The following is a 22453-nucleotide window of genomic DNA, read 5'->3' on the forward strand; positions in this document are numbered from 1 at the left end:
TTATAAAAACTAATTGGTGATCCAAGTCATCAATTGTATTTTTTACAATAACTACTTAGTTCTCTTTGGCATTATGTTTTTGATCATCATTAGAAGTTTCTACATAAATAATAGCTATATCTGAGTCTTTAAAGGTAATGCAGTTTTTAAGTCTCGTATTTTTTGTTAATTTGTGTGGTGGGAAAGGTTTTTTACATAGCACACGATTATTTCCAAGAAAGTATTGAGTGTAAGCAGGGAAGATATTACTTTCTAAGAACTTAGCTTTTATTTTAGTTTCATCATTAACTTCATCTTTATCATAATTATCAGTTGTTAATAGCTTTGTTAAAATTGCTTTTTTATAACTGTCATTAATTAATAAAAAATGTTGTTCTTGATCGTTATAAATGCCTGAATTTTTTAAAATAATAGTTTTATAGGCTAATGGAGAAACGATCAGGCTCAATATGGCTAGTATTACTATAATGACAAGAATTTTTGTAATGATACTAGCAGCCTTATGATTAGAGCTTTTAAGTGCAAGATAAACACAGCCAGGGATATATCCTAATATTGAAGTAATAATAATAGAAATTCTTACGGGCTTACTTTCTAAGGAGTCTACAAAAAAATTATTTAAACTTGCGAAGTTTGGAATTGGTAGTATGGTGGCAATAAAGATAAAAACGATGATGAATAAAAATTCAATTTTATTCTTTTTTGTTAGACTGTGATAAATGGAAAGCCAGATAGTAGTGTATGGTTTAAAATTACTAGGAATAAATAGTACACCTATTAAGATTAGAGCTACTATGCAAAGGATTTCCTCGACAGAAAGAGTTTTAGTAAACTCCCAAGATGACCAAAAATAAATAATAAATGCTAAAGGGGTAAGAAAATAAGCCATTATAAGTGAAGTGGGAATTTTATTTTCGTTATAGTTAGTGGTTACTAGCATTGTAGCTATTATAGTAGGGGTAAAAACAAGAACACAGAATGTAAAAGCAAAGATAAATGCAACCAAAACAATACTAAGTAAGCTACTAAATGAAGCCAGAGAAGAGTTATATAGATCAATTGCATCCAATTTTTGCAATAAATCAAAAATAATTAAAGCAATTATAAAACTAAAAAAACTTGTTAAAAGTGTTAAGGATTGTAGAAAAAAACCTGCCCAATTGTAGAGAGTTTGACTTAATGAAGAAGGAAAGATTTGTTTCTCATACTTCTTATTAGACACAATATCTATTTTGTTGTTAACAGTGTTAACATGTTGGTTATTTTGTGTTACTGGTGGTTCAAGCTTATTGTTGTTATTAACGTCTGTCATTAACAAAATCCTTGTATATAAGTCATGTCTTAAATAATTAACCTATTAATATAGCTGACTGTAGCTACTTTGTAAAAAACATAACTGCATAATAAATTCCCTGTTTGAAATCTACCCTCAATTAATAGGTTTTAGCCTATTTCTATTTAACTGCATAATTTAAGTCCATTTTTTAGGAAGCTTATTAAACGCTAAAACATCATTGTATGGAGTTTGTTTAATGAGCATTTTTTGTCGTCAATTAGTAGTTATTGTTTTTAGTTTATTAGCATTTAATGTAATGGCTAGTTCTGCTTATGAGCGTGAGCAATTACGTTTAATTTTAATTCAACTAGATAATGCAGAAGTTTTGGCAAAGCAAAGTAATGCCAATAAATCTACATCTGTTAATGATCGTTTTAGTTTCGATTACCAACAATTCAACAAAGACATACAAGCTATTCGCCAAGGTATTTTGAATTACCTTGATCCTTCTCGTGCACAACCAAGAGAGCTTTACGAATTAAGCACAGATTATCGTGCTGATAGTAAGGAGTAACTCATGAATGAAGCACAAAAAGCAGCTTTCACAAGTTCTTCAGGAATGGCCATCGATAAATTAGGACTACTTTGTCTTAGTTTTGTTTGTGCGATGGCTTTTATATGGGCGGCTTGGACCGTAGTAACGCTTTATCGAGGATGGGCTGCTGGCAATGTACCGCTAGGTAAATTGATGGGTGGAATGGTGCGTATGGCTTTTACGTTGGGAATCTTATTTTACGTTGTGCTTTAAAGCTTAAGAAATGGAGATATACGATGCTAAAACGATTAAAAACAACTTGGCGTGAACATATTGCACTATTTATGTGTGCATTAGCCACTGCTCAGGCAAAGGCTGCTTTACCCCAAGCGCAAAGTCCAAATGATTCAGGAGGGTTGCTAGATCAAATATTTGAATGGCTAAAAGCCAGTGCCAATATTTTAGGGATCGGTATCTGTGTCATTGCTTTTATTGCAGTGGCTTATTGGTCTGTAGTGGTATTTGGTGAAGTTCAAAAAGGCAAGAAAACATGGGGTGATTTAGCTATCTGCGTCATTATCGGTGCAATCATTATTGTTATTGCTATTTGGCTACTTAACCAAGCCAATGATGCAGCTTCCAGTCGTTAAGGTAAAACAATGGATGATTTCAGTAACAAAGAAGGTACTGTTACATTCTTACCTGAAAATCTAAATAGGTTCCCCGTAGTAATGCGGGGACTTACTTCAGATGAAGTAATAGCCACCTTTGTGATAGGTATTGTGATAGGGCTAGTAGCAGGGATTATTACCTTTTTAATGTTTGGTAAACCTGCATTGATTCCAACTGTTATGTTTGTGATCACAGGGTTTATTTTAATGTCTACCTCAAGCTTATTAAGACGATTAAAACGTAATAAACCAGATACATGGTTTTACCGTAAGGTTCAATGGGTAATACAGTACAAACTAGGGTTTAAGTTTGGTAAACCATTAATTACTCGTTCGGGTCATTGGACAATTAGACGTAGTGAACCATCACGAACAAAACTTCTTCAAAAAATAAGTGGGCAAACGAATGAGTAGGTATAAGAATTTTGCTGACGCACAGAAAGCACACATTTTAACACTAAGAATTATAGTCATAGGCTTAATAGCTATCTGTCTCTATTTTGGCTATGGATGGAGTAAAGCTCCTGAAAAACTAACTGTACATGTTCCTCCTGACTTAAGGGCAGGGAGTACAAGATTATGGTGGGATATTCCACCAGAAAATATTTATAGCTTTGCCCTGTATCTATTTACCCAAATAAACCGTTGGCCTACTAATGGTGAAACGGATTACAAAAAAAATATCAATGCTTATCAAGCTTATCTAACAAGTAGCTGTAAAGCGATCTTAGAAGATGACTTTCAAAAAAGAAGCTATGCAGGGGAACTGCGTAATCGTGTTCGTGGTGTATATGAAATCTTAGGTCGTAGTTACGCTGAAGATCCTACCTTAAGAGTGAAACAACTGGATAAAAATACGTGGCGAGTCAACCTAGACCTTAATGCTGATGAATACTACATGTCAGAACCAGTTAAAAGAGCCGTAGCACGTTATCCATTACGGGTGCTGAGATTTGATGCAGATCCTGAGCATAATCCATTTGGGCTTGTACTCGATTGTTTTGACTCAACTCCACAGAAACTAGAGATACCAGAGGGGAAATAAACCATGATCAACTTTTTTAAACAATGGCTATTAGTCAGTATGCTCCTGATTGTCTCTTTCTCAGCTTCAGCAGTAGAAATACTAAAATGGCAACGACTACCACTTGCTGTTCCCTTAGTGTTAAATCAAGAGCGTGTGATCTTTATTGATAAAAATGTTCGTGTAGGAATGGATGCTTCATTAAGAAGTAAACTACGTGTGCAATCCACTGGGGGTGCATTATACCTACTAGCTACTGAACAAATAATGCCTTCACGCCTACAAGTACAAGTAGTGGAAACGGGAGAAATTATTATTATTGATGTGGCTACGATCAATGGTGAAAATGCCTTAGAACCCGTTAAAATCATCGATGAAAAAGACGCTCAGCTTAATTTAACTACTGAAGAACAGGTAGCACATAATCAACAAGTTACTGAGTCACTTAAAATACCTGCACCTATAGCATTAACACGCTATGCTGCTCAATCACTGTATACACCCTTACGCACCATAGAACCTTTAGCAGGGGTTAGTCGAGTTCCTGTCAAAGTTACCCATGCTCAACTAAAGACCCTAATGCCTACCTATCCAATAGAAGCTAAAGCTTTAGTGGCTTGGCGTTTAGGTGATTACTATGTGACAGCGATAAAGCTCACTAATAAAGGATTTAATCGTATTGATTTAGACCCACGCAAGTTACAGGGTAATTTCTATGCAGCTACTTTTCAACATACCTATTTAGGTGAAATCAAGACCGCAGAAGATACCACCACACTTTACCTAGTCACTCGTGGTGCTAGCCTTGAGAAATTCCTCTTTACCGCTATTGTGATTGAGGAGAAAGCTTAATGAAAAGTAATACACTACTGAAAGTCATTGTAGTAGGCGTAGTGGCATTTATTGCTGTATTAATTTTTGGCACTAGCTCCTCTAAAAATACCAATAACAACCATGATCCAAGCTTAGAACTTACTGCTGAAGAGGCACGTGCCTTGGGTATTGAAGGTGATACAGCAAAAGATACGCTAGCTACCTTATTAGGCCAAATGAAAGCTACTCGTAGTGAAATCAAAGATGTTAAAGACAAAAATGACAACCTACTGAAGGAAAATGCACGTCTAAAAGAACGTGAGGAAATCTTTGATCAACAAATTCGTAAAGCAGTCAGTGATGCCACTTTAAATGCTCGTAAAGAAATTGAAAAAGCACAAGAAGCTGCCAATAAAAACTTTGATAATAAAACCAAAGGAATTATGGATAAATTCAATTTTTTACAAGGTAAGATTGGTGATCTAAACAACACGCAACAGCAAGCATTACCTATTGGCGGATCTCAAGTAGAAGAAGAAACCATTGGTACTATTTGGATAGAACCTAACGATGCACAAATAGTTGATCCAAGAGCTAGCCAAAAAAATACAGGGTTTGCCTTTCCTAATGCGTTTAGTAGTACAGTATCAGAAAAACAACAAAGCTTTAATGACAGCTTAGATCAAGTGAAAAAGCCACTTGAGCTACGCAAAGTACAGTATACCGATGCTGATCGTTTCAAAGACGAAAAGCCTATGTACACCATCGCCCAAAACTCCACCTTTATGGGTTCATTAGCAATGACCGCCTTAATTGGTCGAGTACCTGTTGATGGAACAGTTAATGATCCTTATCCCTTCAAAGTACTGGTAGGTAAAGATAATTTAGCCGCCAATGGTTTCGACCTGCCTGAAGTAACAGGTGCAGTGATGTCAGGTACTGCTACAGGTGATTGGACACTTTCTTGTGTAAGAGGACAAATAGAATCCATTACCTTTATTTTTGAAGATGGCACTATTCGTACAGTACCAGAACCTGAAAAAGTGTCACGTTCCAATGGTAGCAGTAACAACTCTTCTAACTCCAATACTAGCAAAATTAAAGGTGGATTAGGTTATATCTCAGATCCTATAGGTATCCCTTGTGTATCAGGTGAACGTAAATCCAACGCTAAAGAATACATAGGTACCCAATCATTAATTACTGCCGCAGGTGCAGGTCTCGCTTCCGTATTAAGTAAAGACGATAAAGGTAGCAATGGAGGTTATTACAGCAGTGGTAATAACAGCACCTCCAGTGATCGTAATGGCGCATTAAATACCATTCTTTCAGGTGGTGTAGAAGATGTTCGTAACTGGATAAACAAACTCTATGGTGAGGCCTTCGCAGCTATCTATGTAGCACCTCATGCAGAAATTGCAGTACATATAGACCAAGAAATAATGATTGATTATGAACTTAATGGTAGAAAGGTAAGACACAATGAACAAATTATCAAAAATACTCATCTTGATTAGTTTAATAACAGCCTTAACAGGCTGTTACACCAGTAAAGATAAAATGTTTCCGAATGATGGTGTAACCATGCAAGAAATATTTAATAGTTCAGGTACCGCAGGGACTAACCAAAACTTACTAGATGCACGTTCTACATTAAGACGTGCTATGGATGTACCTCATGACTTACAAGAACCCTATAGTCGTACAGCCATTAATGAAATCAATAGCCAGTTTCAACGACTGCCTAACCCTGATTTAATCATGTATGTTTATCCCCATTTAGCAGGTGCTGAACAAGCTCCTATACCAGGATATTCAACGGTATTCCCCCTGTATACCAAAATACAATATGCACTACCTGGTGAGCGCACGGAGGACTATTGATGTTAACTCGTTTAAAGCAACGCTTTAGCAAAAAGCAGACGCCTACGCAAGAGAAGCAACCATCAGACGAAATAGTTACTGAAGCCACAACAGGCGAACAGCATTGGCGACATCCTAAACAGCGTAGAGCTACCAAAATGGATGAGCAAACTAAACTCTATAGCCATGAACCAGGCTTTACTGATTATCTACCCTATGTTGAATACTTAGCTGATTCACAATGCTTTCTATTAGAAGATAATCAATCAATGGGAGCCATCTTTGAACTAACGCCTATTGGTACTGAAGGAAGAACAGCAGAGTGGCTACAAACAGCTAGAGATACGGTAGAAGATGTACTACAAGATAGTTTTGATGAATTTGATACTGCGCCTTGGGTAGTACAGTTTTATTGCCAAGATGACAACGACTTTACCCCCTATATTAGAAACCTACAAAACTATATTAAACCGCAAGCCAGAGGTACAGCACTCACTGAGCACTATATTTCTGTCATGGAACACCATACACGCACTATCGCCAAACAAGGAGGCCTGTTTGAAGATACTCGCATTACCAAATTGCCTTGGCGTGGTAAAAATCGAAGAGTGAGATTAGTGATCTATCGTTGGTTAATGCCTAACCATAAAGTGAAAGACAGCACCCAAAGACCTGAACACAAACTCAATCAAGCGTGTGAACGTGTAGTAGTAGGTTTAAGTGGTGCAGGGGTTAAGAGCCAACGCATGAATGGACATGACTTCTATGATTGGTTAATGCCTTGGTTTAATCCTAAACCAAGCTTAACCGATGATGATCCCATTGACTTCTATCGTAAAGTACAGCACTTAGAACCCAAAGCCAATGATCCTGATGATCCACAACTATTGGATCTACCATTTGACCATGACTTTGCGGAAAGACTGTTTTTTAGTGAACCTACCAGTGACGTAGATAAAGGTATTTGGTACTTTGACAATATACCTCATACCGTCGTGTTAGTAGATCAAATCCGTAATGCCCCTAAAATAGGGCAAATCACAGGTGAAACACATACAGGTGATCAGCTTAATGCGCTTTTTGATCAGTTTCCTGAAGATACCACCCTAACCATCACCATGCTAGTAACACCACAAGATATACTTGAAGATCGGCTTAATATGCTTGATAAAAAAGCGATTGGTGAAAACTTAGCTTCAACTACTACCCGTAGTGATGTAAAAAAAGCACGTCATATAATTGCTTCCAAACACAAACTCTATCGAGGTAGTATAGCTTTTTATCTGAAGGCAGTTGATGAACGAACCCTGCAACATAAAGTTATCTTACTCAACAATATTTTAACCAGTGCAGGGCTACAACCTGTTAAAGAAGGTGAAGAAGTAGCTGCTTGTAATAGCTATCTACGTTGGCTACCAATGGTCTTTAATCCTAATGAAGATCCTAAACAATGGTATACCAGACTCTATTTTGCGCAACATATTGCTAACTTATCCCCGTTATGGGGAAGAACCACAGGAACAGGTCATCCTTGTATCTCATTTTTTAATCGAGGAGGAGGTACTGTCACCTTTGATCCTCTCTCACAACAAGATAGATCAATGAATGCCCATATGCTTATCTTTGGTCCTACTGGATCAGGTAAATCAGCTTCCTTAGTGGCATTAATGATACAAGTAATGGCAGTTTATCGACCACGTATCTTTATAGTGGAAGCAGGTAACTCCTTTGGTTTATTGGGACAATTCTTTAAAAAATTAGATTTAACCGTTAACCAAGTATCATTAAAAATGGGCAGTGGTATCACCCTAGCTCCCTTTGCTGATGCAAGATTATTGGTTGAAAGGCCTGATATAGTAGCTAATCTTGATGTTGATGCTGAAGCACCTGAAGTTGAAGAAGAGGATGAAGAAGGTGATTCACAACGTGATATTCTAGGTGAAATGGAAATTATTGCACGACTTATGATTACAGGCGGAGAAGCCAAAGAAGATCACAAACTAAGCCGCGCAGATCGCAGTCTAATCCGTCAATGTATATTAGATGCTGCCACCAAGTGCGTTAAAGAAAATAGACCAATACTTACTGAGGATGTCTACTTTGCTTTAAAAGAAGCAGCCAAAGACCCCGTTATAAAAGAAAACCGCAGCGAACGTATTAATGAAATGGCAGAATCCATCTTACTCTTTACCCAAGGTTTTGATGGTGAAATCTTTAATAGAAAAGGGGCTAGTTGGCCTGAAAGCGATGTTACTATCGTAGACCTAGCTACCTATGCCCGTGAAGGCTACGAAGCACAAATGGCTATTAGCTATATCTCCTTAATGAATACCGTTAACAATATAGCTGAACGTGATCAATACGATGGTAGGCCTATTATCATGGTAACAGATGAAGGCCATATCATTACCAAAAACCCACTGGTTGCTCCTTATGCAGTAAAAATCACAAAAATGTGGCGAAAACTGGGCGCATGGTTCTGGCTAGCCACCCAAAACTTAGCAGACTTTCCTAATGCAGCCGAAACGATGTTGAACATGATCGAATGGTGGACCTGCTTAAATATGCCACCTGATGAAGTAGAAGCGATTGCAAGATTTAAAAGCTTAAATACACCACAGAAACAACTACTTCTTTCAGCGACTAAAGAACCCCGTAAATATACGGAAGGTGTAGTGCTTTCAAAAACTAAAGAACTGATGTTTAGAGCAGTACCTCCTAGTTTAATCTTAGCATTAGCTGAAACTGAACCTGAAGAGAAACGTGAACGTTTTGAAATCATGAAAGCGCATAACTGTTCAGAGTTAGAAGCAGTATTTATTAAAGCTGAAATGATGGATAAGAGCAGAGGAGTGGATACTTTACCTTGGCGACATTTTTTTGAAAGTGAGAAGTGAAACAGAAATGGCTTAAATTTAAATGATTTTACAATTGATACGCTAAATATTGTTTTTATAAACAATTTACTTTAATAAATAATAGGAAGAAATATAGTATGACTGATTTTACACAAAAGTTTTATGACAGGATTGCTCCAGTTATTGATTTAAGAAAAGCACGAGAAAGTTTAGCAACAATAGTAGAAAGTACCTGTTTGCAGTATTTGCCTGAATTAAGGATAACAATAATTAGTTAATATAATTCAATGTGATATAATTTTTTTGCAAAGATATATTTTTTTAGGAGTAAGTAATGAACAAAGCTGAACTTATCAAGGCAATAGGCGAAAAAGCAGATATTCCAAATACTGAAGCAACCAAAGTTCTTAATGCTTTTTTAGAAACAGTGACTGAAACCTTGCAAACTGGTCAATCAGTAGTTTTAGTAGGTTTTGGTACTTTCCTAGTAAAAGAAAGAGCAGCACGTATGGCTAGAAACTTACAAACTGGCAAACCCATTAAAATACCTGCTAAAAAAGCTCCATTATTTAAAGCAGGTAAAACACTAAAAGAAAGTGTAGCAGCAGCTAAAACAAAAGCGAAAACTAAGAAACAATAGTTAATATGTATTAGTGTGATTACCAGGCGATTTTGACGTGAATTAGTTAAGATCTAATCTGACAGACTGCTTTGTGCCACAAGCAGCCGTAGCAATGCCGAGTACAACGATGGTCTTCTGTTGCTGTTTCCGCATATGTTGGTTGAATTATGTTCTTAAACACAGCGTCAAACATTAGGGAGCTTTAATTGTCTAAAATAAAAAAATATGCACTATGGCTATTAGTGCTGTGCATTATTGTTGTGGTGAGTGCAATTCCTGCAATAGTCTTTTTTATTAACTTCAGTGGCGATTTATCCAGTGATTCTTCTAAATGGGCTGATTTTGGATCTTATATGTCAGGAACAACAGGGTCTCTTCTTTCAGCGTTAAGTATCCTAGCCTTAATCTATACATTGTTTAAGACATCACAAGATAATAAAGCTTCACATGAATTGACTATGAAGTCAATTGAAAAGGCAGAGTTTCAAACAAAAATCATGGAGAGAGAGTTTAGAATAAATCTCCTAAGAAGCTATATTTCAAACTTAAATCGATCGCTAGCAGATAAGATCTTTTATGATGTTAATGGGAATAAAATCACCCAATCATCATTTGTTTCTGAATGCTATCGTAGATTAGGAATATCTATTTGGGCGAGGATGTCCAACACTATTGTAGAAAACCGATGTGGTTTTGATTTTTACTTGCTAAGTAGCATATTGTCAGATTGTAAAACAACATTTCAGTCTGAAACAAAGAGTTTATTTTATGTATTGGATTTGATATATCGATGCAATGATGATGAGTTAAAAACATTACTTATTAAAACTTATCATTCAGACATCGATGAGGATATTGTATTCTGGCTTAATGGGTATGCGTATATTCATAATTCACATATACAGGAGATTTTTGAAAAAAATATGGGTTCTCTTCTCTTTATTACAGAAAGGGCTGCTAATGAAATCAATATTGGTACAGAGCATGCTGATAAAAATTTAGGCCCTCCTCATAATAAGCAAGGAACTTAACAAAAAATCTATGAATGTCTAATCTAAGGCGCATCTTGGTAGGCGTTATGTCAGCTCCTCGCTCGTTGCCGACTGTCGGGGTTAATCACATCAATACATTTAAATAGCTGACTATCTACAAAATGTCTAATAAATTAACCCCTAATAAATAGAAATTGACCAATTTCTATTTAAACGCTGTATTTTTTCTATAAGATATTAATCTGGATCTCATCATGATAAACAAGAGGTCCAGATTACATGTCTATTCTTACCAAACCCATAGCACTTTTCATGCTACTTGTGGTAGGTGTTCTATCTACTGCGACAGGCAATGCTGAAGTACTTATCTTTACTGATCAAAAACACCCTGTTTACAACGTAGGTAATTATAAAGTCATCTATTTGGATGAACCATCCAACATTGAACAAATACTTTCAGAGGGATTATCCAATAAGCCAGAAGAAGCAAAACTACAAGCAACAGAACGCATAAGCAATCCTACGCTTCAAAAATCATTAATAGAAAGCTACTTACAAGTTGCTAAAGCTTGGCAACTGGGTATTACCAAAGTACCTGCAGTAGTAAGTGAAAACTATGTGGTATATGGGCAAGCCGATGTTAGCCAAGCCCTAGTTTTAATCAATGATTATCAAGTGAGGAACTGAAAATGAAATGGATATTCAGCTTACTGTCTATGCTATTGCTTGTAATAGCGACACCTGTTAATGCTCAAAAATTAGGGGGAGGTGGAACTAATACAGCAGAGATAACCAGTTCAGCGATGTCACCTTCTTGTATGCAGTGGACACCAGTAGGTGTTTGTTTGTGGATGGAGTGCAATCCAAAATGTAAAGTAAAAACATCAGTGAAAGTCAGGCATTTTGTACCTGAAGCAGTAGTCTCAACCTATGCTGATACAGGTTCAAACCCTTGGCAAGAGGTAAGTCCTATGTCTTTACCTGTGCCTGGTGCTGAAGGAGGTGGAGGCATGGTTCAAAGTGATGGAGGACGGAATAATCATGCCAAATTCAAAAATGCTGATGTCATTGGTCACCCTGGTGGCTATGCCTATAGTGCAGTAGATGGTGGTTATACCTGCGAATCAGCTACCCAACCCTTTTATCCCTATTTTTTAAGTACCTTAGATACCATTGGATGGCGTTTTGGTATTCCTGAAATGATTTATCCAGAAGCTTTAGCACCTGGTATGCGAGAAGTAGGGAGCATATTCTCTGGCAATATGTGGGGTAATGTTTATCCAAGAGAAGGTACCATTGTTCAACCTGATGATTATAAATCAGCAGCAATGGCAGCTCAGAGAGCAGCCGATATTACAACACGATCAGGACAACCACATGTCTATACCCAAATAAAAGGACATGCCCGTGATGGCTATTGGCCACCAGAACAACCCGTTATCGAAAATGATGATAGTACCCATACATGGCAACAAATATCACCCTCTACTGAAAAAACTTGCGATGTATTTCCTAATACCGAAATGACAACACGTAGTGCCAATGATGCTTATGTTTTTGCTCTATGGCGACCTTACCGTTGTTGTAAAAAAGTAGGCGATATTTTCTTAGGCTCAATAGGTAATTAAACCTCCCAATATTAAAAGGAATAGTGATGAAAAAAACATTATTAGCTTTATTGATTGCTTCAATGGCTAGCACATCCATAGCCAAAGACTACAGTGTTACTACTTCAGGAGAGGTAGTAGAAGATTATGTTATGTACAGTATAGGTGGTGGTAATGCTTCAGGTGTACCACTTACTTATACCAAACCAAATACTATTGGTCTAGGTTTAGAGTGGAACTCCAATCTTATCTGCGGAAACATGGATATGATGGCCACTGTACAAAACCAACTTAATGGAATAACTAATGGCTTTCAACAACTAATGGGCGAAGTTGTTGACTCTGCAACAGGGGCAGTACAAAGCCTACCTGCGATGTTAATCCAACGTGCTAATCCTGGTCTTTATGAACTACTAAGCAATGGTGTACTGCAAGGCAGATTAGATTTTGATAAATCAAAACTAGCTTGCCAAGCCATGTCTGCCAAACTAGCAGATGTAGTCACTAGTGCTGCCTTTGGAGCTGTCTCAGATGGTCAAGCTATGCAAGATATGTTAGGTGCAGCAGATGGAGCAGTTACAGGAGCATTGGGTGATGGCTCTGGTGTTGACGCAGTATCAGCTATGAAAGGCCTAGAAGAAAATTTAGGACAAAATGGTATGGCATGGTTAGGAGGAATGGCAGCAGGTGGGGTCAACCAAGAACCTATTAAAATTACTGCGGATAGCGTCAAAGCAGGTTATAACGCTATTAATAACCGTGATGAAGGCGATACCTCCTCTATTAGCACAGGTGATTGCAAAGGAGGTGCTGCTTGTACGATGTGGAAATCTCCTGAAGAAGCTACAGAATTTGCTCAACGTGTAGTAGGAGAGTCTGAACGACAAACCTGTCGTACTGAAGGATGTAAAACTTCTGACTCAACAGGTGGGGTAGGATTGACACCACTGGTACAAGAAGAATATGAGAAACGTTTGGAACTTATGCAAGAATTGTTATCAGGTGCTAAACCCATTACCCCTGAAAACCTAAAAGAAGTATCCAGTGATATGTTACCAGTGACACGTGGCGTGATAGAGGCCTTAAAAGACGATCCTGATCAAGGTATCCTTGCACAACGTATAGCTTCAGAAACAGCGTTATCCTCTGTTTTAGAAAAAGCCTTTATGCTATTACGTTTAATGCAAGCAGGGTCAAAAAATCCACGTATAGAAGAAATGAAACCTGTTTCCATTGCGGTAGCCAACAATATCAAACACCTCAAAGATGAAATGGAAATCATCAAAATGGAGCTAGATTTAAGACAAACCCTAGCTAATAACACTGCTCGCATGGTACTAGAGCGTCAAGCTTACAATGCAGCCACCTCAAGATCTATTGAAGCAGCAGATCCAGATAAAGATCGTTTCAATAAACTCAATACGACACAACAATCAACAGGTGGTATCGATGAATAAATTCTGGCAATACTCCAAGAAAATACTAACCAGTGTGTCAGGCCTCTGCCTATTAATGCTAATAACAGCCCTATTAATCTCATCAATAGGTACCTTATTATCGGGTGGTATTCAACAATGGCAAACAGTACTCAATAATGCTGCTTGGTACTTTCTTATTTGGCGACTAGTCATCTATATAGTGGTGGGGTATTTCTGGTATGCCACCATAAAAATCTATCATAGAAAAAATAACCAAGAAGGTGTTGAGAAAATGCACAAGTTAGGTTGGTTAGCTGTAATCATGATCGTCCTAGTAGAAGGCTCAAAACTATGGGGAATGATCAATGACTACTAATAGTTTTTTAGAATACTACCTAACCTTATTAGCTTGGATTATCAACAACAGTATTTGGAATACATTAGTAGCAACAGGTTTATTTGCTATTCCACTTATTTCCATTATTATCAACGAATGGATTACAGCACGAGGTGAAGGGGCAGACGAAGGTAACAAAGGAGCATTAGCTTTAGCAAGGGTTGAAAATAAACTTTTTACTGCCTATGTGGTGATCTTATTTTGTTGTATTCCGATGCTTAATATCTCACTAGAACACATGAAATTTGACTCAAGTCGGAGTACTACCTGTGGAGTGAGTGTACCTGAACCTAGTAAAACAGGCTATGCCACTAGTTTTGAAACAATAGGTGATCAGTCGGCTAGTGTGCCTATATGGTGGTGGCTCATTCATGCAATTAGCAAAGGAATTACTTCAGCAGCTACAGCGTCTATTCCTTGTGCTCCTGATATTAGGCAAATATCAATGGAAGTTGATACAACACGTATTGAAGATCCAATCTTACTGCAAGAAGTTTATGACTTTACCAACGATTGTTATGGTCTTGCTAGAGCTAGGCTTTTCAATAACAAACCTTCTTTAACGGATGCACAAGCCTATGATGTGAAATGGATAGGATCTGACTACCTACTTAATACACCTGGCTATTATGACAATGCTTATTCTAAATTACCGCGTAAGAATTGGCCTTGGAATGAAGCCAGAGATACAGCACGTGCACGTACCGCTAATGGGGGAGGTTATCCAACATGCAAACAATGGTGGTCTGACTCATCAATTGGGCTTCGTGATCGTTTAGTAAATGCAGTAGACCCTACCTTATTAACTCGCTTAAAGGGTTGGATTACATGGTCCAGTAGTAAAGAGGTTGAAGATGCTACATTACGTCAACTGGTGAGTCCAGAACACCAGAAAAAAGCCTTATCTACAGGTGAAATATTTCAAGGATATGGTGCAAGTGGTAGACCTTCTATTGCTAATAATGTTGGTCATGGCATTAACAATACTGTCAGTAATGTGGGATTATTTGCAGAAAAAGCACAATTTTATCCTAAGATGAATGCTATTAGAACTGCATTACCGATGGTACAGGCTTTTTTAATTATGGCTCTTATTATTACCTTGCCTATTTTAATGGTAATCAGTACCTATAATTTGAAAACTGTCTTTACAATAACTTTTGGGATGTTTACTTTGCATTTTATGACCTTTTGGTGGGAATTAGCTCGATGGGCTGATTCATCTTTATTAAGTGCTTTATATAAAAATGAAAGTTGGGGATCAATGGCAAAAGGCTATTTTTTACCTGTCTCAATCGTTTCAGATGGTACTGTACAATCTCAAGTAATGGATTATGTAAATGGTGCAATGTTTTTAATATTACCCATGTTTTTTGTTTCTACAATGGCTTGGGCTGGTTATCATGTTGGAGGAGCAATAAGTGGTTTATTAGAGAAGGGAACAGCAGGATCAGGTGCAGCAGCAGCTACTGGTGCAAACACCACAAAACAAATAGTAGAAGGAGCAATAAAAGCAGCAGCTAAAGGAAAACCAGGTTAATAAAAAAGGCTGAATAATCAGCCTTTTAGTTTATTTGTAATTACCATCCTCATCATATCGCCAAGGATATTTATGGTGATGTTCTGATGAGCCAATAGTTTCTTCTAGTATTTGTTGTGAAGTCTTACTATCAGAAAACCAAAATGCCATGATAGCTAGAACTCCAAATAATATCCAACTACCTATAAATACTAAAAAAACAATCAGTGCTAGTTTAAATAGTAGACCTAAAATACGAGTTAAAATATAACCACAAGGTATTTTATTTTGTAAAGCTCTAGCAATTTTCAGTTCTTGAATCGTAATTAGTTCATAACCACGACCAAGCACTCTGCGAGTCCTTTGAAATATTGTTGGTCTGGTTTGAGTAGTCATTGTTTGTACCATGAATTAAATTACTGTTTGAATTATTTATACCACTATTAAGTAGAATAATAAAGTGTTTTCAGCAAAAACTTTTGGCTTGATTTTGTAACGAATCTATTAGTAATAGATTCGTTCATGGTGATAAATGAGAGTATAGAAACTCTGATGTGGAGAAAATATAAATAGCAGATTTTAGCAATAGAGATTAGAAAAACATTGACATAACAATATATTTGATTATATTAAATAGTTATGGATTACTAGTGTTACTAGTACCTACCCAGTGAGCTAAAGACCTTTAAAGCTCAGTACAATTTGACTAGATTGTATGGTCTATCCGCAAAGTCGATATAAGCGCACGGTAGCATCGACGGTTACTAAATATTAGTAATGTGTGCTTTCTAAATTGTCAATTTATAACCCTATGGGAGCGTTCCCACTAGGGCACCTCCCATGTATTACATAGGAGGCAAATTATGTCAGCATTATGATGCAGACACACTAACAATTTATTAGATATAAAGCTGTATATTATTATCTAAATTATTCAATCAATTATCCACCCACCTAGACGGGGAAATACTTTCCCTGTTAAGCGGTGAGTGTTTCTCCGTTTATATCGGAGAAACAAATGGATAACGCTTATACACTGCAATTTAATGATTGTAGGGCAACTGCTAATCAAGTTGAACCTATAAAGATAAGCATCATTATCTGTAATGTGGTTTGTCATTATATCAATGATAACCAAATAACCATTACTTTTACTGATGCGATTACTTGTCAAATGGCAAGGGACATTTTAGGTGACGAAGATTGGCAGTTTAAAAGTGAGAAAATAATTTATGGTACTCATGTCAATGAACTTGGTTACAAGATTCAACGACATTATTTTAATTCACTGTCAGTATTAACTGACTTTTCTGAAGTGAAATAATGACCATAAATTTTAACCCATAAGGGGAATACTTTTCCTTTATGGGAGTGGTATTTCCTTAAGTTTTTAAAGAGGAAATACCATGAAAGTAATTAATTCTATTTATCTTTTTATCAAACATTTATTGCTAAGTGTTTTTAGGACTAAAAAACGATTATTTAGTGATGAGGAGCGAGAAAGATTAGATGCTTCGTTTAGAAGGATTTGTGCTATCCAGTGTGAAATATTTGCAGATGAACCTAAATCTCAAATAAAAGGTAAAAAGTTTCTGGAGTGTTCAGAGGGTATTTTTATATTACCTGATAATTTTACAAAAGATGACTTTTTAGCAATGCAAGGACTAGTACAAGTTAAACCAGAGACAAAGCATAAAAAAGAAAATTGCTAATTTGCAATTACTTACCCATAAGGGAAATACTTTCCCTATGGGAGTGGTGTTTCCCTTTTATTTAATTAAATGGAGAAACACCATGAGAATTACCAGTAATGATGTACAAACATTAATGTTATTAGTAAAACGTTTCATGTTAGCACTAATGATGGGCGTTAAATATGTAGCAGTAGGAAATAGTGCTGCACTTAATGAAATAACTTTAGGTAGTGACCAGGTAGAGAAAAAGCCAACACCTTCTAAAAGGAGAGTAAGGCAATTTTCACCAGTGGTTATCAATCAAGATATTTATGATATACCTGCAATGGTAAGGCTTCATAAAGTTAAATTAGATAAGTGGCAAGAAGAAAATCTAAAACCTATTGCATTAGATAAAATCTTAAAAGAACATTATGAACAATTGACAGCCAAAGGTTTAAAACCAAGCAATCTATATTTGGATGTTTAAATTGTTATTAATTGTTATTCGATAGTAATCAAACCTATAGCCGATCATTTGATCGGCTTTTTTAATATTACTTGATGCAGCTTTAGCTCTTAAAGTTAACTTAAAGCTATTGACACAACTAGATATTTAGATAAGAATAAAGTTTCACAGCGTCATCGTTGATGACACTGCCCAGTGAGTCAAAGACCTTTGAGACTCAGTACAATTTGACTAGATTGTATGGTCTATCCGCAAAGTCGATAAAAGCGCACGGTAGCATCGACGGTTACTAATTTTAGTAATGTGTGCTTTATACATACAAATTCTATTACTGTTAACAGTGTTAACAGAAGATCAATTCACCCAATTGGGGAAATGCATTTCCTCAATACTGGGACTCGTGTTTCTCCAATATCTATTTATTTTATTTATTGGAGTTAAATATGATTACTATCCCAGGTACACTTACCATTGTTACATTGGATGGACGTTTTGGTCCATTTAATACAGCAAAATTGACTACATCAATAGGCGAATTTGTTGTCAAAGACAAAGAACTTGACCAGTACAAAGCAGGCAAGTATCAAGGCCAATTTGTGATAGATAAGATTCAACCTTCACATTACTGTTATGGTAATCGTTTTGTCGTTGAGTGTCGTGCTTATTTAAATAGCTTCGAACTTAATGAAAATGATGACTTAACACCTGAAGAAGAAGCTGCTTTTTCTACGAATGCACAAGATCCGTTAGAAGAAGAAAAGCCATTTACTTCAGATTCCTCTAAAAAATATTCAAAAGCAGCACCTAAACCTGCTAAGAATAAAGCAAATTCTAAACAAACTAATGACTCTACAGCAGAAGCTGCAACAGATAAATCATCTGATGATGAAAAGCTGTTTGGTTTACTATGGCCACTTGGTAATAGTATAAAACTAGATTCAACTTGTGATCGTGAAACAATGCGTATGCAGAAGGCACGATTAGAAGAACTTGGTTATGAATTTGATTTTCGTACACAACTTTGGAATTTAATTACCGCATTCTAATTCTAAACCACTTCACACTATTAATCCCGTCAGGGTAACTCCCTGGCACGAGCACGGGATTACGCTGACCAAACGATGAGGAAACAAGCATGGGATGGTTATACTGCGAACATTCAAAACAGTCTTTAGTAGAAAGATTAACTAAACCTTGGGAAGATAACGATTGTTCAGTACATACAATTAAACATTGTATTCGTAAAGAACGAGGAGAAATCATCTTGTGGACAGTTAATGAGTATACCTTTAAAAAAGATAATGATTTTTATGGAAATCGACAAGTTGGTGATAAGGCCAAAGTGATTCATTGCATTATTATTTCTCAACATCCAGATTATTCATCTGGTTGGAACAGTTGGGGGTACAATGCGATGAGTGAATCAGCAGGTCCTTATTATTATCGTTGTCCCATGAGCTATTTAAGACTTGCTGATGCAGGTATTGATAGCAAATGGCGAGAAGAAGTAAAAAATTATCACCAAAGACTACGAAACAAACAAAAATTTATCATGCAGTTAATTCAAAAGTAGACTGCTATATAAATTAACTTCACCTTACTGAAGGGTAGCTATAAATCCTTCAGGAAATATATCTGCCCTTTATATTTCTAAAGGAAATTAATAATGGGCGTAATGTTATTATTTGAAAAAACACCTTATGCTTCAGTTGAAACAGTTGGAGATTTCTATAGTCGAGCAATGCTACATTGGTTAAACAAAAATGTTTGTTTAGTCGATGCTGCTGTAGATGTAGAGCTTCATAAAGGACATATACATCATTTAGTAAATGACCTTAATCGACTGACTACTGAAAATCGTGATCAGATTTTTCCTCTATCTTGGGGAGAAAATGAAGAAGATTATTGGAAGTATGTGGCAGAGGTAAAAACTTGGGCAGAAAAAATACTAAAAGAGTTTGATTTTAGCAGTAATAAACTCAGTTTTTCTGCCTCTTGGTAATCTACATTAAAACTTAACTAACCCTCTAGGGGCATTTGCCTCTAGGTAAATGCTTTTAGATTTATTCATAGGAGTATTTACAATGGGTTTAGATATAACAATGAGCTATAGGCCAAAGTCAGATTATGCAGAGCTGACAACATTTGGATATAACAACCCGTTATTTGCATGGGTTGAAAAGCACATTATAGAAGAAATAGATATTGATACAGAGGTCTTAATTACTCTAGAAAATCTCCAAAAGTTAAGAGATACATTGGAACAACTTAATGAGACTAATTGTCAGGAGCTATTTCCTGTCGATGATGACTTATATTATGGTGTTCAAGAGTATAACCAAGACTATTGGAATTGTGTAGCTGAATTAAAGCGATGGGTAACAGATACCTTAAGCACATTTGATTTTGAAAAAAATGATCTTTTATTAACTGCTTGGTGGTAAAACACAAAGCTAATACACCCCTAGGGGCATTTAATGCCCTAGGCGTTGATGCTCCTTTTATTTAATGAATAATTAATTGGAGCAGATTATGTATACAACAAATGCAGTCAGAAAAGAGGAGAATACTACTTCTCTTGAAAAACACATGCACAGGTTAGAAGAAATACCTGACTTAATGTGTGATGCTTGTGTGGTAGATAAATACAACAACTTAGTCTTCTTATCAGTATGGGGACGTGATACAGCACTACAAGAGCTCTATTCACGAATTACTCTTGCTAAAAAAGACAAAGAATTTGGATTGGAATACCTAACCTTTAAAATACAGGGTGTACGTACACGGGTTTATGTTGGCAATGTTAAAGAGCTAACAAAACGATCCACTAGAACGTATAAACAAACCAAGTTTGGCACCTTATTACATACATGGATATTTGATAAGAGTTGTATCAAGCCTGACAAAGCTAATCATACTGCAACAGTACTTCTTGAAGGAGAAATACCAATAGAAGAATTTGCTCAGTATCATTGGTCAGTCATCAAAGATATATGCCCGTTACCTTTGTTAGATCATTGGCGATCAGAAATCACACCATTATTGATTGATCATAAAATGTGTGAAGATCTGAAAACCTTTTTTGGACAAGTGGGAGGAGTACGTCTAATACTAGATATACCCAAGCTCGAAGAATCAATGGGAGATCTTATCCTACGTGATAGATTAACCACATATCCAACACACCATACTGGCTTACAGCATTAATAAGGAGGCTAGATATGGCATTAATATTTCCAAGAGTCGCAGCAAACTTTGCGAGAAATGGTTATTATCCAACAGATGAACCTACTATTGAGCGTATTCTAAATGCGATAGCTGCCAAAGACCCAAACCAACGTATCAGGATCATTGATCCGACAGCAGGTGAGGGGGTAGCAATAGCTGAAGTAGCGCATCATTTAGGACGTGAAAATGTTGAAGCTTATGCTGTGGAATATAACCGTGAACGTGCTGATCATGCCAGTACCTTAGTAGACCACTGCTTACGCAGTGATCTGATGGATACAGTTATCAGCAACACAAGTTTTGGATTCTTATTTTTAAATCCGCCTTATGGTGATATGGCCCCTGGTTACAACGGAGCTATTTATGACCAAAGTAAAGGGCGTAAACGATTAGAAAAACTGTTTTATCAAAAAAGCTTTCCGATGCTTCAGTATGGTGGAATATTGACCTTCATTATTCCCTATAACCAACTGGATGACGAACTAAGCACATGGCTTTGTAACCACTTCTCACAACTGAGAATTTATGAAGCAGTCGATAAGCAGTTTAAACAAGTAGTGATTCTAGGTGTTCGCACTAAAAAATCCGATCTTGATTTAGCTGATCGTAAAAAAATGCTAGGTGTATTCAAAGCAATATACCTAGGAGAAATGAAAGCAGAAGAACTACCTCAAGATTGGCCTTATGAACCTTATCTTGTACCTAGTAGTAAAGCTGAACTACAAAACTTTTATCAAATAACTATGGACCCTGCTGAACTAGCAAGAGAAATAGCTAATTTAAAAGGATTGTGGCCAGAATTTAATCTGCACATGAAATACAAACAAAGTGTTCCAAGAGCACCTGTGACCAAACCTAGAGACTGGCATATTGCAATGGCTCTATCCGCAGGTGAGATCTCAGGCCCGATTCATTCATCTGAAACAGGCCAAACACTGATAGTAAAAGGTGATACCCATAAAGAAAAGGTAGAACACACTGAGTGGAAAACCGAGCAAGATGGCAGCAAAACATTTATCAGAACATTGATAGATAAGTTTGTACCTGTTATCAAAGCATGGGATATGACCGATGGTTCACCCTATAAGGGCAAAATCATCACTATCACTACAGTAAAAGATCCAGAGCCAGAACAAAACGTTAATAACGATGGAGTAGATCTATCTAGTTTTTTATTTCCAATAGGTAGATTGCTAATGACCAGAGGTATTGATGATCTAGTTCAACAAGGCCTTGATTTATTGCCCTATGTTACAAGGCATGGTCAAGGTGATTGGGGTGATGGTTATGAATCTGATAACAAACAAAATGATCGAGCAGTTAAGGCGATGGTTGATGGACACCTTTATGAACGTGTCATGTCAGTTTATATCATTGATCCTGAAAATGACTTGAAAATTTGGATTATTACCGAATGGCATGGTGATGATGATGGGCATATAACCACAGTGTTATTGCCTTCAGAATACTAGCTATTTATAAAACCAA

At 36.6% G+C, this 22453-nt stretch carries 28 protein-coding genes; 26 read left to right on the top strand and 2 right to left on the bottom strand.

The annotated features are described in order from the left end of the window. Nucleotides 1–55: 55 nt before the first annotated feature. A complete protein-coding gene (locus JHT90_RS06280) occupies nucleotides 56–1312 on the bottom strand; it encodes a hypothetical protein (protein WP_201095295.1) in 1257 nt (418 codons plus the stop codon). 220 nt (nucleotides 1313–1532) lie between these two features. Here JHT90_RS06280 and JHT90_RS06285 point away from each other — a divergent pair, with 220 nt between their 5' ends. The 17 genes from JHT90_RS06285 (at nucleotide 1533) to JHT90_RS06365 (ending at nucleotide 15616) form a co-directional block, all read left to right on the top strand. Further along, nucleotides 1533–1850, top strand: coding sequence for an integrative conjugative element protein, RAQPRD family (locus JHT90_RS06285; protein WP_201095296.1), 318 nt, complete (start codon nucleotides 1533–1535; stop codon nucleotides 1848–1850). A gap of 3 nt (nucleotides 1851–1853) precedes the next feature. Next, nucleotides 1854–2084: a TIGR03758 family integrating conjugative element protein gene (locus tag JHT90_RS06290; RefSeq protein ID WP_201095297.1), complete on the top strand. Its 231-nt coding sequence runs from the start codon at nucleotides 1854–1856 to the stop codon at nucleotides 2082–2084. A gap of 23 nt (nucleotides 2085–2107) precedes the next feature. Continuing rightward, nucleotides 2108–2461 (top strand): TIGR03745 family integrating conjugative element membrane protein, encoded by a 354-nt coding sequence (locus JHT90_RS06295; protein ID WP_201095299.1) that lies wholly within the window; start codon nucleotides 2108–2110, stop codon nucleotides 2459–2461. A gap of 9 nt (nucleotides 2462–2470) precedes the next feature. Beyond that, on the top strand, nucleotides 2471–2896 hold the full coding sequence (locus JHT90_RS06300) for a TIGR03750 family conjugal transfer protein (RefSeq protein WP_201095301.1): 426 nt from the start codon (nucleotides 2471–2473) through the stop codon (nucleotides 2894–2896). Continuing rightward, a complete protein-coding gene (locus tag JHT90_RS06305) occupies nucleotides 2889–3527 on the top strand; it encodes a PFL_4703 family integrating conjugative element protein (protein WP_201095303.1) in 639 nt (212 codons plus the stop codon). The genes JHT90_RS06300 and JHT90_RS06305 overlap by 8 nt, the downstream gene beginning before the upstream one ends. A 3-nt stretch (nucleotides 3528–3530) precedes the next feature. After that, nucleotides 3531–4358, top strand: coding sequence for a TIGR03749 family integrating conjugative element protein (locus JHT90_RS06310; RefSeq protein WP_201095304.1), 828 nt, complete (start codon nucleotides 3531–3533; stop codon nucleotides 4356–4358). Then, nucleotides 4358–5836: a TIGR03752 family integrating conjugative element protein gene (locus JHT90_RS06315; RefSeq protein WP_201095305.1), complete on the top strand. Its 1479-nt coding sequence runs from the start codon at nucleotides 4358–4360 to the stop codon at nucleotides 5834–5836. The genes JHT90_RS06310 and JHT90_RS06315 overlap by 1 nt, the downstream gene beginning before the upstream one ends. Continuing rightward, nucleotides 5802–6203 (top strand): TIGR03751 family conjugal transfer lipoprotein, encoded by a 402-nt coding sequence (locus tag JHT90_RS06320; RefSeq protein ID WP_201095306.1) that lies wholly within the window; start codon nucleotides 5802–5804, stop codon nucleotides 6201–6203. Before JHT90_RS06315 ends, JHT90_RS06320 begins: the two co-directional genes overlap by 35 nt. Continuing rightward, the gene (locus JHT90_RS06325; RefSeq protein ID WP_201095307.1) at nucleotides 6203–9079 is read left to right on the top strand and encodes a conjugative transfer ATPase; all 2877 of its coding nucleotides are present in this window, start codon (nucleotides 6203–6205) and stop codon (nucleotides 9077–9079) included. The genes JHT90_RS06320 and JHT90_RS06325 overlap by 1 nt, the downstream gene beginning before the upstream one ends. Nucleotides 9080–9177: 98 nt before the next feature. Then, entirely contained in the window at nucleotides 9178–9318 is a 141-nt protein-coding gene (locus JHT90_RS06330) for a hypothetical protein (protein WP_201095308.1), read from the top strand. Between the two features lie 56 nt (nucleotides 9319–9374). Beyond that, nucleotides 9375–9680, top strand: coding sequence for an HU family DNA-binding protein (locus JHT90_RS06335; protein WP_201095310.1), 306 nt, complete (start codon nucleotides 9375–9377; stop codon nucleotides 9678–9680). 188 nt (nucleotides 9681–9868) lie between these two features. Then, the gene (locus JHT90_RS06340) at nucleotides 9869–10693 is read left to right on the top strand and encodes a hypothetical protein (RefSeq protein ID WP_201095312.1); all 825 of its coding nucleotides are present in this window, start codon (nucleotides 9869–9871) and stop codon (nucleotides 10691–10693) included. Nucleotides 10694–10933: 240 nt separating this feature from the next. Beyond that, nucleotides 10934–11341 (top strand): TIGR03757 family integrating conjugative element protein, encoded by a 408-nt coding sequence (locus JHT90_RS06345; protein ID WP_201095314.1) that lies wholly within the window; start codon nucleotides 10934–10936, stop codon nucleotides 11339–11341. Between the two features lie 2 nt (nucleotides 11342–11343). Next, nucleotides 11344–12282, top strand: coding sequence for a TIGR03756 family integrating conjugative element protein (locus JHT90_RS06350; RefSeq protein ID WP_201095316.1), 939 nt, complete (start codon nucleotides 11344–11346; stop codon nucleotides 12280–12282). A 26-nt stretch (nucleotides 12283–12308) separates the two neighbouring features. After that, nucleotides 12309–13718 carry an integrating conjugative element protein gene (locus tag JHT90_RS06355; RefSeq protein WP_201095318.1) on the top strand — a complete coding sequence of 470 codons (1410 nt, stop codon included), beginning with the start codon at nucleotides 12309–12311 and terminating at the stop codon, nucleotides 13716–13718. Next, nucleotides 13711–14055: a hypothetical protein gene (locus JHT90_RS06360; RefSeq protein ID WP_201095320.1), complete on the top strand. Its 345-nt coding sequence runs from the start codon at nucleotides 13711–13713 to the stop codon at nucleotides 14053–14055. The genes JHT90_RS06355 and JHT90_RS06360 overlap by 8 nt, the downstream gene beginning before the upstream one ends. Further along, nucleotides 14045–15616, top strand: coding sequence for a conjugal transfer protein TraG N-terminal domain-containing protein (locus JHT90_RS06365; RefSeq protein WP_201095323.1), 1572 nt, complete (start codon nucleotides 14045–14047; stop codon nucleotides 15614–15616). The genes JHT90_RS06360 and JHT90_RS06365 overlap by 11 nt, the downstream gene beginning before the upstream one ends. A 30-nt stretch (nucleotides 15617–15646) precedes the next feature. On the opposite strand, the gene JHT90_RS06370 is transcribed toward JHT90_RS06365, so the two are convergent. Then, on the bottom strand, nucleotides 15647–15991 hold the full coding sequence (locus JHT90_RS06370; RefSeq protein ID WP_201095325.1) for a hypothetical protein: 345 nt from the start codon (nucleotides 15989–15991) through the stop codon (nucleotides 15647–15649). 622 nt (nucleotides 15992–16613) lie between these two features. On the opposite strand from JHT90_RS06370, the gene JHT90_RS06375 reads away from it, so the two are divergent. From JHT90_RS06375 to JHT90_RS06415, 9 genes are all read left to right on the top strand, one after another. Next, entirely contained in the window at nucleotides 16614–16919 is a 306-nt protein-coding gene (locus JHT90_RS06375; protein ID WP_201095326.1) for a hypothetical protein, read from the top strand. Between the two features lie 82 nt (nucleotides 16920–17001). Continuing rightward, entirely contained in the window at nucleotides 17002–17307 is a 306-nt protein-coding gene (locus JHT90_RS06380; protein ID WP_201095327.1) for a hypothetical protein, read from the top strand. Nucleotides 17308–17389: 82 nt separating this feature from the next. Continuing rightward, nucleotides 17390–17758 carry a hypothetical protein gene (locus JHT90_RS06385; protein WP_201095328.1) on the top strand — a complete coding sequence of 123 codons (369 nt, stop codon included), beginning with the start codon at nucleotides 17390–17392 and terminating at the stop codon, nucleotides 17756–17758. A 422-nt stretch (nucleotides 17759–18180) separates the two neighbouring features. Further along, nucleotides 18181–18783 carry a DUF3275 family protein gene (locus JHT90_RS06390; protein WP_201095329.1) on the top strand — a complete coding sequence of 201 codons (603 nt, stop codon included), beginning with the start codon at nucleotides 18181–18183 and terminating at the stop codon, nucleotides 18781–18783. An 89-nt stretch (nucleotides 18784–18872) separates the two neighbouring features. Then, nucleotides 18873–19310: a hypothetical protein gene (locus JHT90_RS06395; protein ID WP_201095330.1), complete on the top strand. Its 438-nt coding sequence runs from the start codon at nucleotides 18873–18875 to the stop codon at nucleotides 19308–19310. Between the two features lie 93 nt (nucleotides 19311–19403). Next, the gene (locus JHT90_RS06400; protein WP_201095331.1) at nucleotides 19404–19739 is read left to right on the top strand and encodes a hypothetical protein; all 336 of its coding nucleotides are present in this window, start codon (nucleotides 19404–19406) and stop codon (nucleotides 19737–19739) included. Between the two features lie 82 nt (nucleotides 19740–19821). Beyond that, complete coding sequence (locus JHT90_RS06405; protein WP_201095332.1) at nucleotides 19822–20181, top strand: hypothetical protein; 360 nt, start codon at nucleotides 19822–19824, stop codon at nucleotides 20179–20181. 88 nt (nucleotides 20182–20269) lie between these two features. Continuing rightward, a complete protein-coding gene (locus JHT90_RS06410; protein ID WP_201095333.1) occupies nucleotides 20270–20944 on the top strand; it encodes a hypothetical protein in 675 nt (224 codons plus the stop codon). 14 nt (nucleotides 20945–20958) lie between these two features. After that, nucleotides 20959–22437, top strand: coding sequence for a DUF6094 domain-containing protein (locus JHT90_RS06415; protein WP_201095335.1), 1479 nt, complete (start codon nucleotides 20959–20961; stop codon nucleotides 22435–22437). The last annotated feature ends 16 nt before the right edge of the window (nucleotides 22438–22453 follow it).

The organism is Entomomonas asaccharolytica, from assembly GCF_016653615.1.
Classification (GTDB): Bacteria; Pseudomonadota; Gammaproteobacteria; order Pseudomonadales; family Pseudomonadaceae; genus Entomomonas; species Entomomonas asaccharolytica.

What these genes read in the sequence shown, in the direction of transcription:
- JHT90_RS06285 (WP_201095296.1), top strand. Translation starts at nt 1,533, where the DNA reads ATGAGCATTTTTTGTCGTCAATTAGTAGTTATTGTTTTTAGTTTATTA.
- JHT90_RS06335 (WP_201095310.1), top strand. Translation starts at nt 9,375, where the DNA reads ATGAACAAAGCTGAACTTATCAAGGCAATAGGCGAAAAAGCAGATATT.
- JHT90_RS06405 (WP_201095332.1), top strand. Translation starts at nt 19,822, where the DNA reads ATGGGTTTAGATATAACAATGAGCTATAGGCCAAAGTCAGATTATGCA.
- JHT90_RS06410 (WP_201095333.1), top strand. Translation starts at nt 20,270, where the DNA reads ATGTATACAACAAATGCAGTCAGAAAAGAGGAGAATACTACTTCTCTT.
- JHT90_RS06360 (WP_201095320.1), top strand. Translation starts at nt 13,711, where the DNA reads ATGAATAAATTCTGGCAATACTCCAAGAAAATACTAACCAGTGTGTCA.
- JHT90_RS06295 (WP_201095299.1), top strand. Translation starts at nt 2,108, where the DNA reads ATGCTAAAACGATTAAAAACAACTTGGCGTGAACATATTGCACTATTT.
- JHT90_RS06305 (WP_201095303.1), top strand. Translation starts at nt 2,889, where the DNA reads ATGAGTAGGTATAAGAATTTTGCTGACGCACAGAAAGCACACATTTTA.
- JHT90_RS06375 (WP_201095326.1), top strand. Translation starts at nt 16,614, where the DNA reads ATGGATAACGCTTATACACTGCAATTTAATGATTGTAGGGCAACTGCT.
- JHT90_RS06290 (WP_201095297.1), top strand. Translation starts at nt 1,854, where the DNA reads ATGAATGAAGCACAAAAAGCAGCTTTCACAAGTTCTTCAGGAATGGCC.
- JHT90_RS06310 (WP_201095304.1), top strand. Translation starts at nt 3,531, where the DNA reads ATGATCAACTTTTTTAAACAATGGCTATTAGTCAGTATGCTCCTGATT.
- JHT90_RS06315 (WP_201095305.1), top strand. Translation starts at nt 4,358, where the DNA reads ATGAAAAGTAATACACTACTGAAAGTCATTGTAGTAGGCGTAGTGGCA.
- JHT90_RS06380 (WP_201095327.1), top strand. Translation starts at nt 17,002, where the DNA reads ATGAAAGTAATTAATTCTATTTATCTTTTTATCAAACATTTATTGCTA.
- JHT90_RS06385 (WP_201095328.1), top strand. Translation starts at nt 17,390, where the DNA reads ATGAGAATTACCAGTAATGATGTACAAACATTAATGTTATTAGTAAAA.
- JHT90_RS06325 (WP_201095307.1), top strand. Translation starts at nt 6,203, where the DNA reads ATGTTAACTCGTTTAAAGCAACGCTTTAGCAAAAAGCAGACGCCTACG.
- JHT90_RS06390 (WP_201095329.1), top strand. Translation starts at nt 18,181, where the DNA reads ATGATTACTATCCCAGGTACACTTACCATTGTTACATTGGATGGACGT.
- JHT90_RS06320 (WP_201095306.1), top strand. Translation starts at nt 5,802, where the DNA reads ATGAACAAATTATCAAAAATACTCATCTTGATTAGTTTAATAACAGCC.
- JHT90_RS06400 (WP_201095331.1), top strand. Translation starts at nt 19,404, where the DNA reads ATGGGCGTAATGTTATTATTTGAAAAAACACCTTATGCTTCAGTTGAA.
- JHT90_RS06415 (WP_201095335.1), top strand. Translation starts at nt 20,959, where the DNA reads ATGGCATTAATATTTCCAAGAGTCGCAGCAAACTTTGCGAGAAATGGT.
- JHT90_RS06370 (WP_201095325.1), bottom strand. Translation starts at nt 15,991, where the DNA reads ATGACTACTCAAACCAGACCAACAATATTTCAAAGGACTCGCAGAGTG.
- JHT90_RS06280 (WP_201095295.1), bottom strand. Translation starts at nt 1,312, where the DNA reads ATGACAGACGTTAATAACAACAATAAGCTTGAACCACCAGTAACACAA.
- JHT90_RS06330 (WP_201095308.1), top strand. Translation starts at nt 9,178, where the DNA reads ATGACTGATTTTACACAAAAGTTTTATGACAGGATTGCTCCAGTTATT.
- JHT90_RS06300 (WP_201095301.1), top strand. Translation starts at nt 2,471, where the DNA reads ATGGATGATTTCAGTAACAAAGAAGGTACTGTTACATTCTTACCTGAA.
- JHT90_RS06355 (WP_201095318.1), top strand. Translation starts at nt 12,309, where the DNA reads ATGAAAAAAACATTATTAGCTTTATTGATTGCTTCAATGGCTAGCACA.
- JHT90_RS06365 (WP_201095323.1), top strand. Translation starts at nt 14,045, where the DNA reads ATGACTACTAATAGTTTTTTAGAATACTACCTAACCTTATTAGCTTGG.
- JHT90_RS06345 (WP_201095314.1), top strand. Translation starts at nt 10,934, where the DNA reads ATGTCTATTCTTACCAAACCCATAGCACTTTTCATGCTACTTGTGGTA.
- JHT90_RS06350 (WP_201095316.1), top strand. Translation starts at nt 11,344, where the DNA reads ATGAAATGGATATTCAGCTTACTGTCTATGCTATTGCTTGTAATAGCG.
- JHT90_RS06395 (WP_201095330.1), top strand. Translation starts at nt 18,873, where the DNA reads ATGGGATGGTTATACTGCGAACATTCAAAACAGTCTTTAGTAGAAAGA.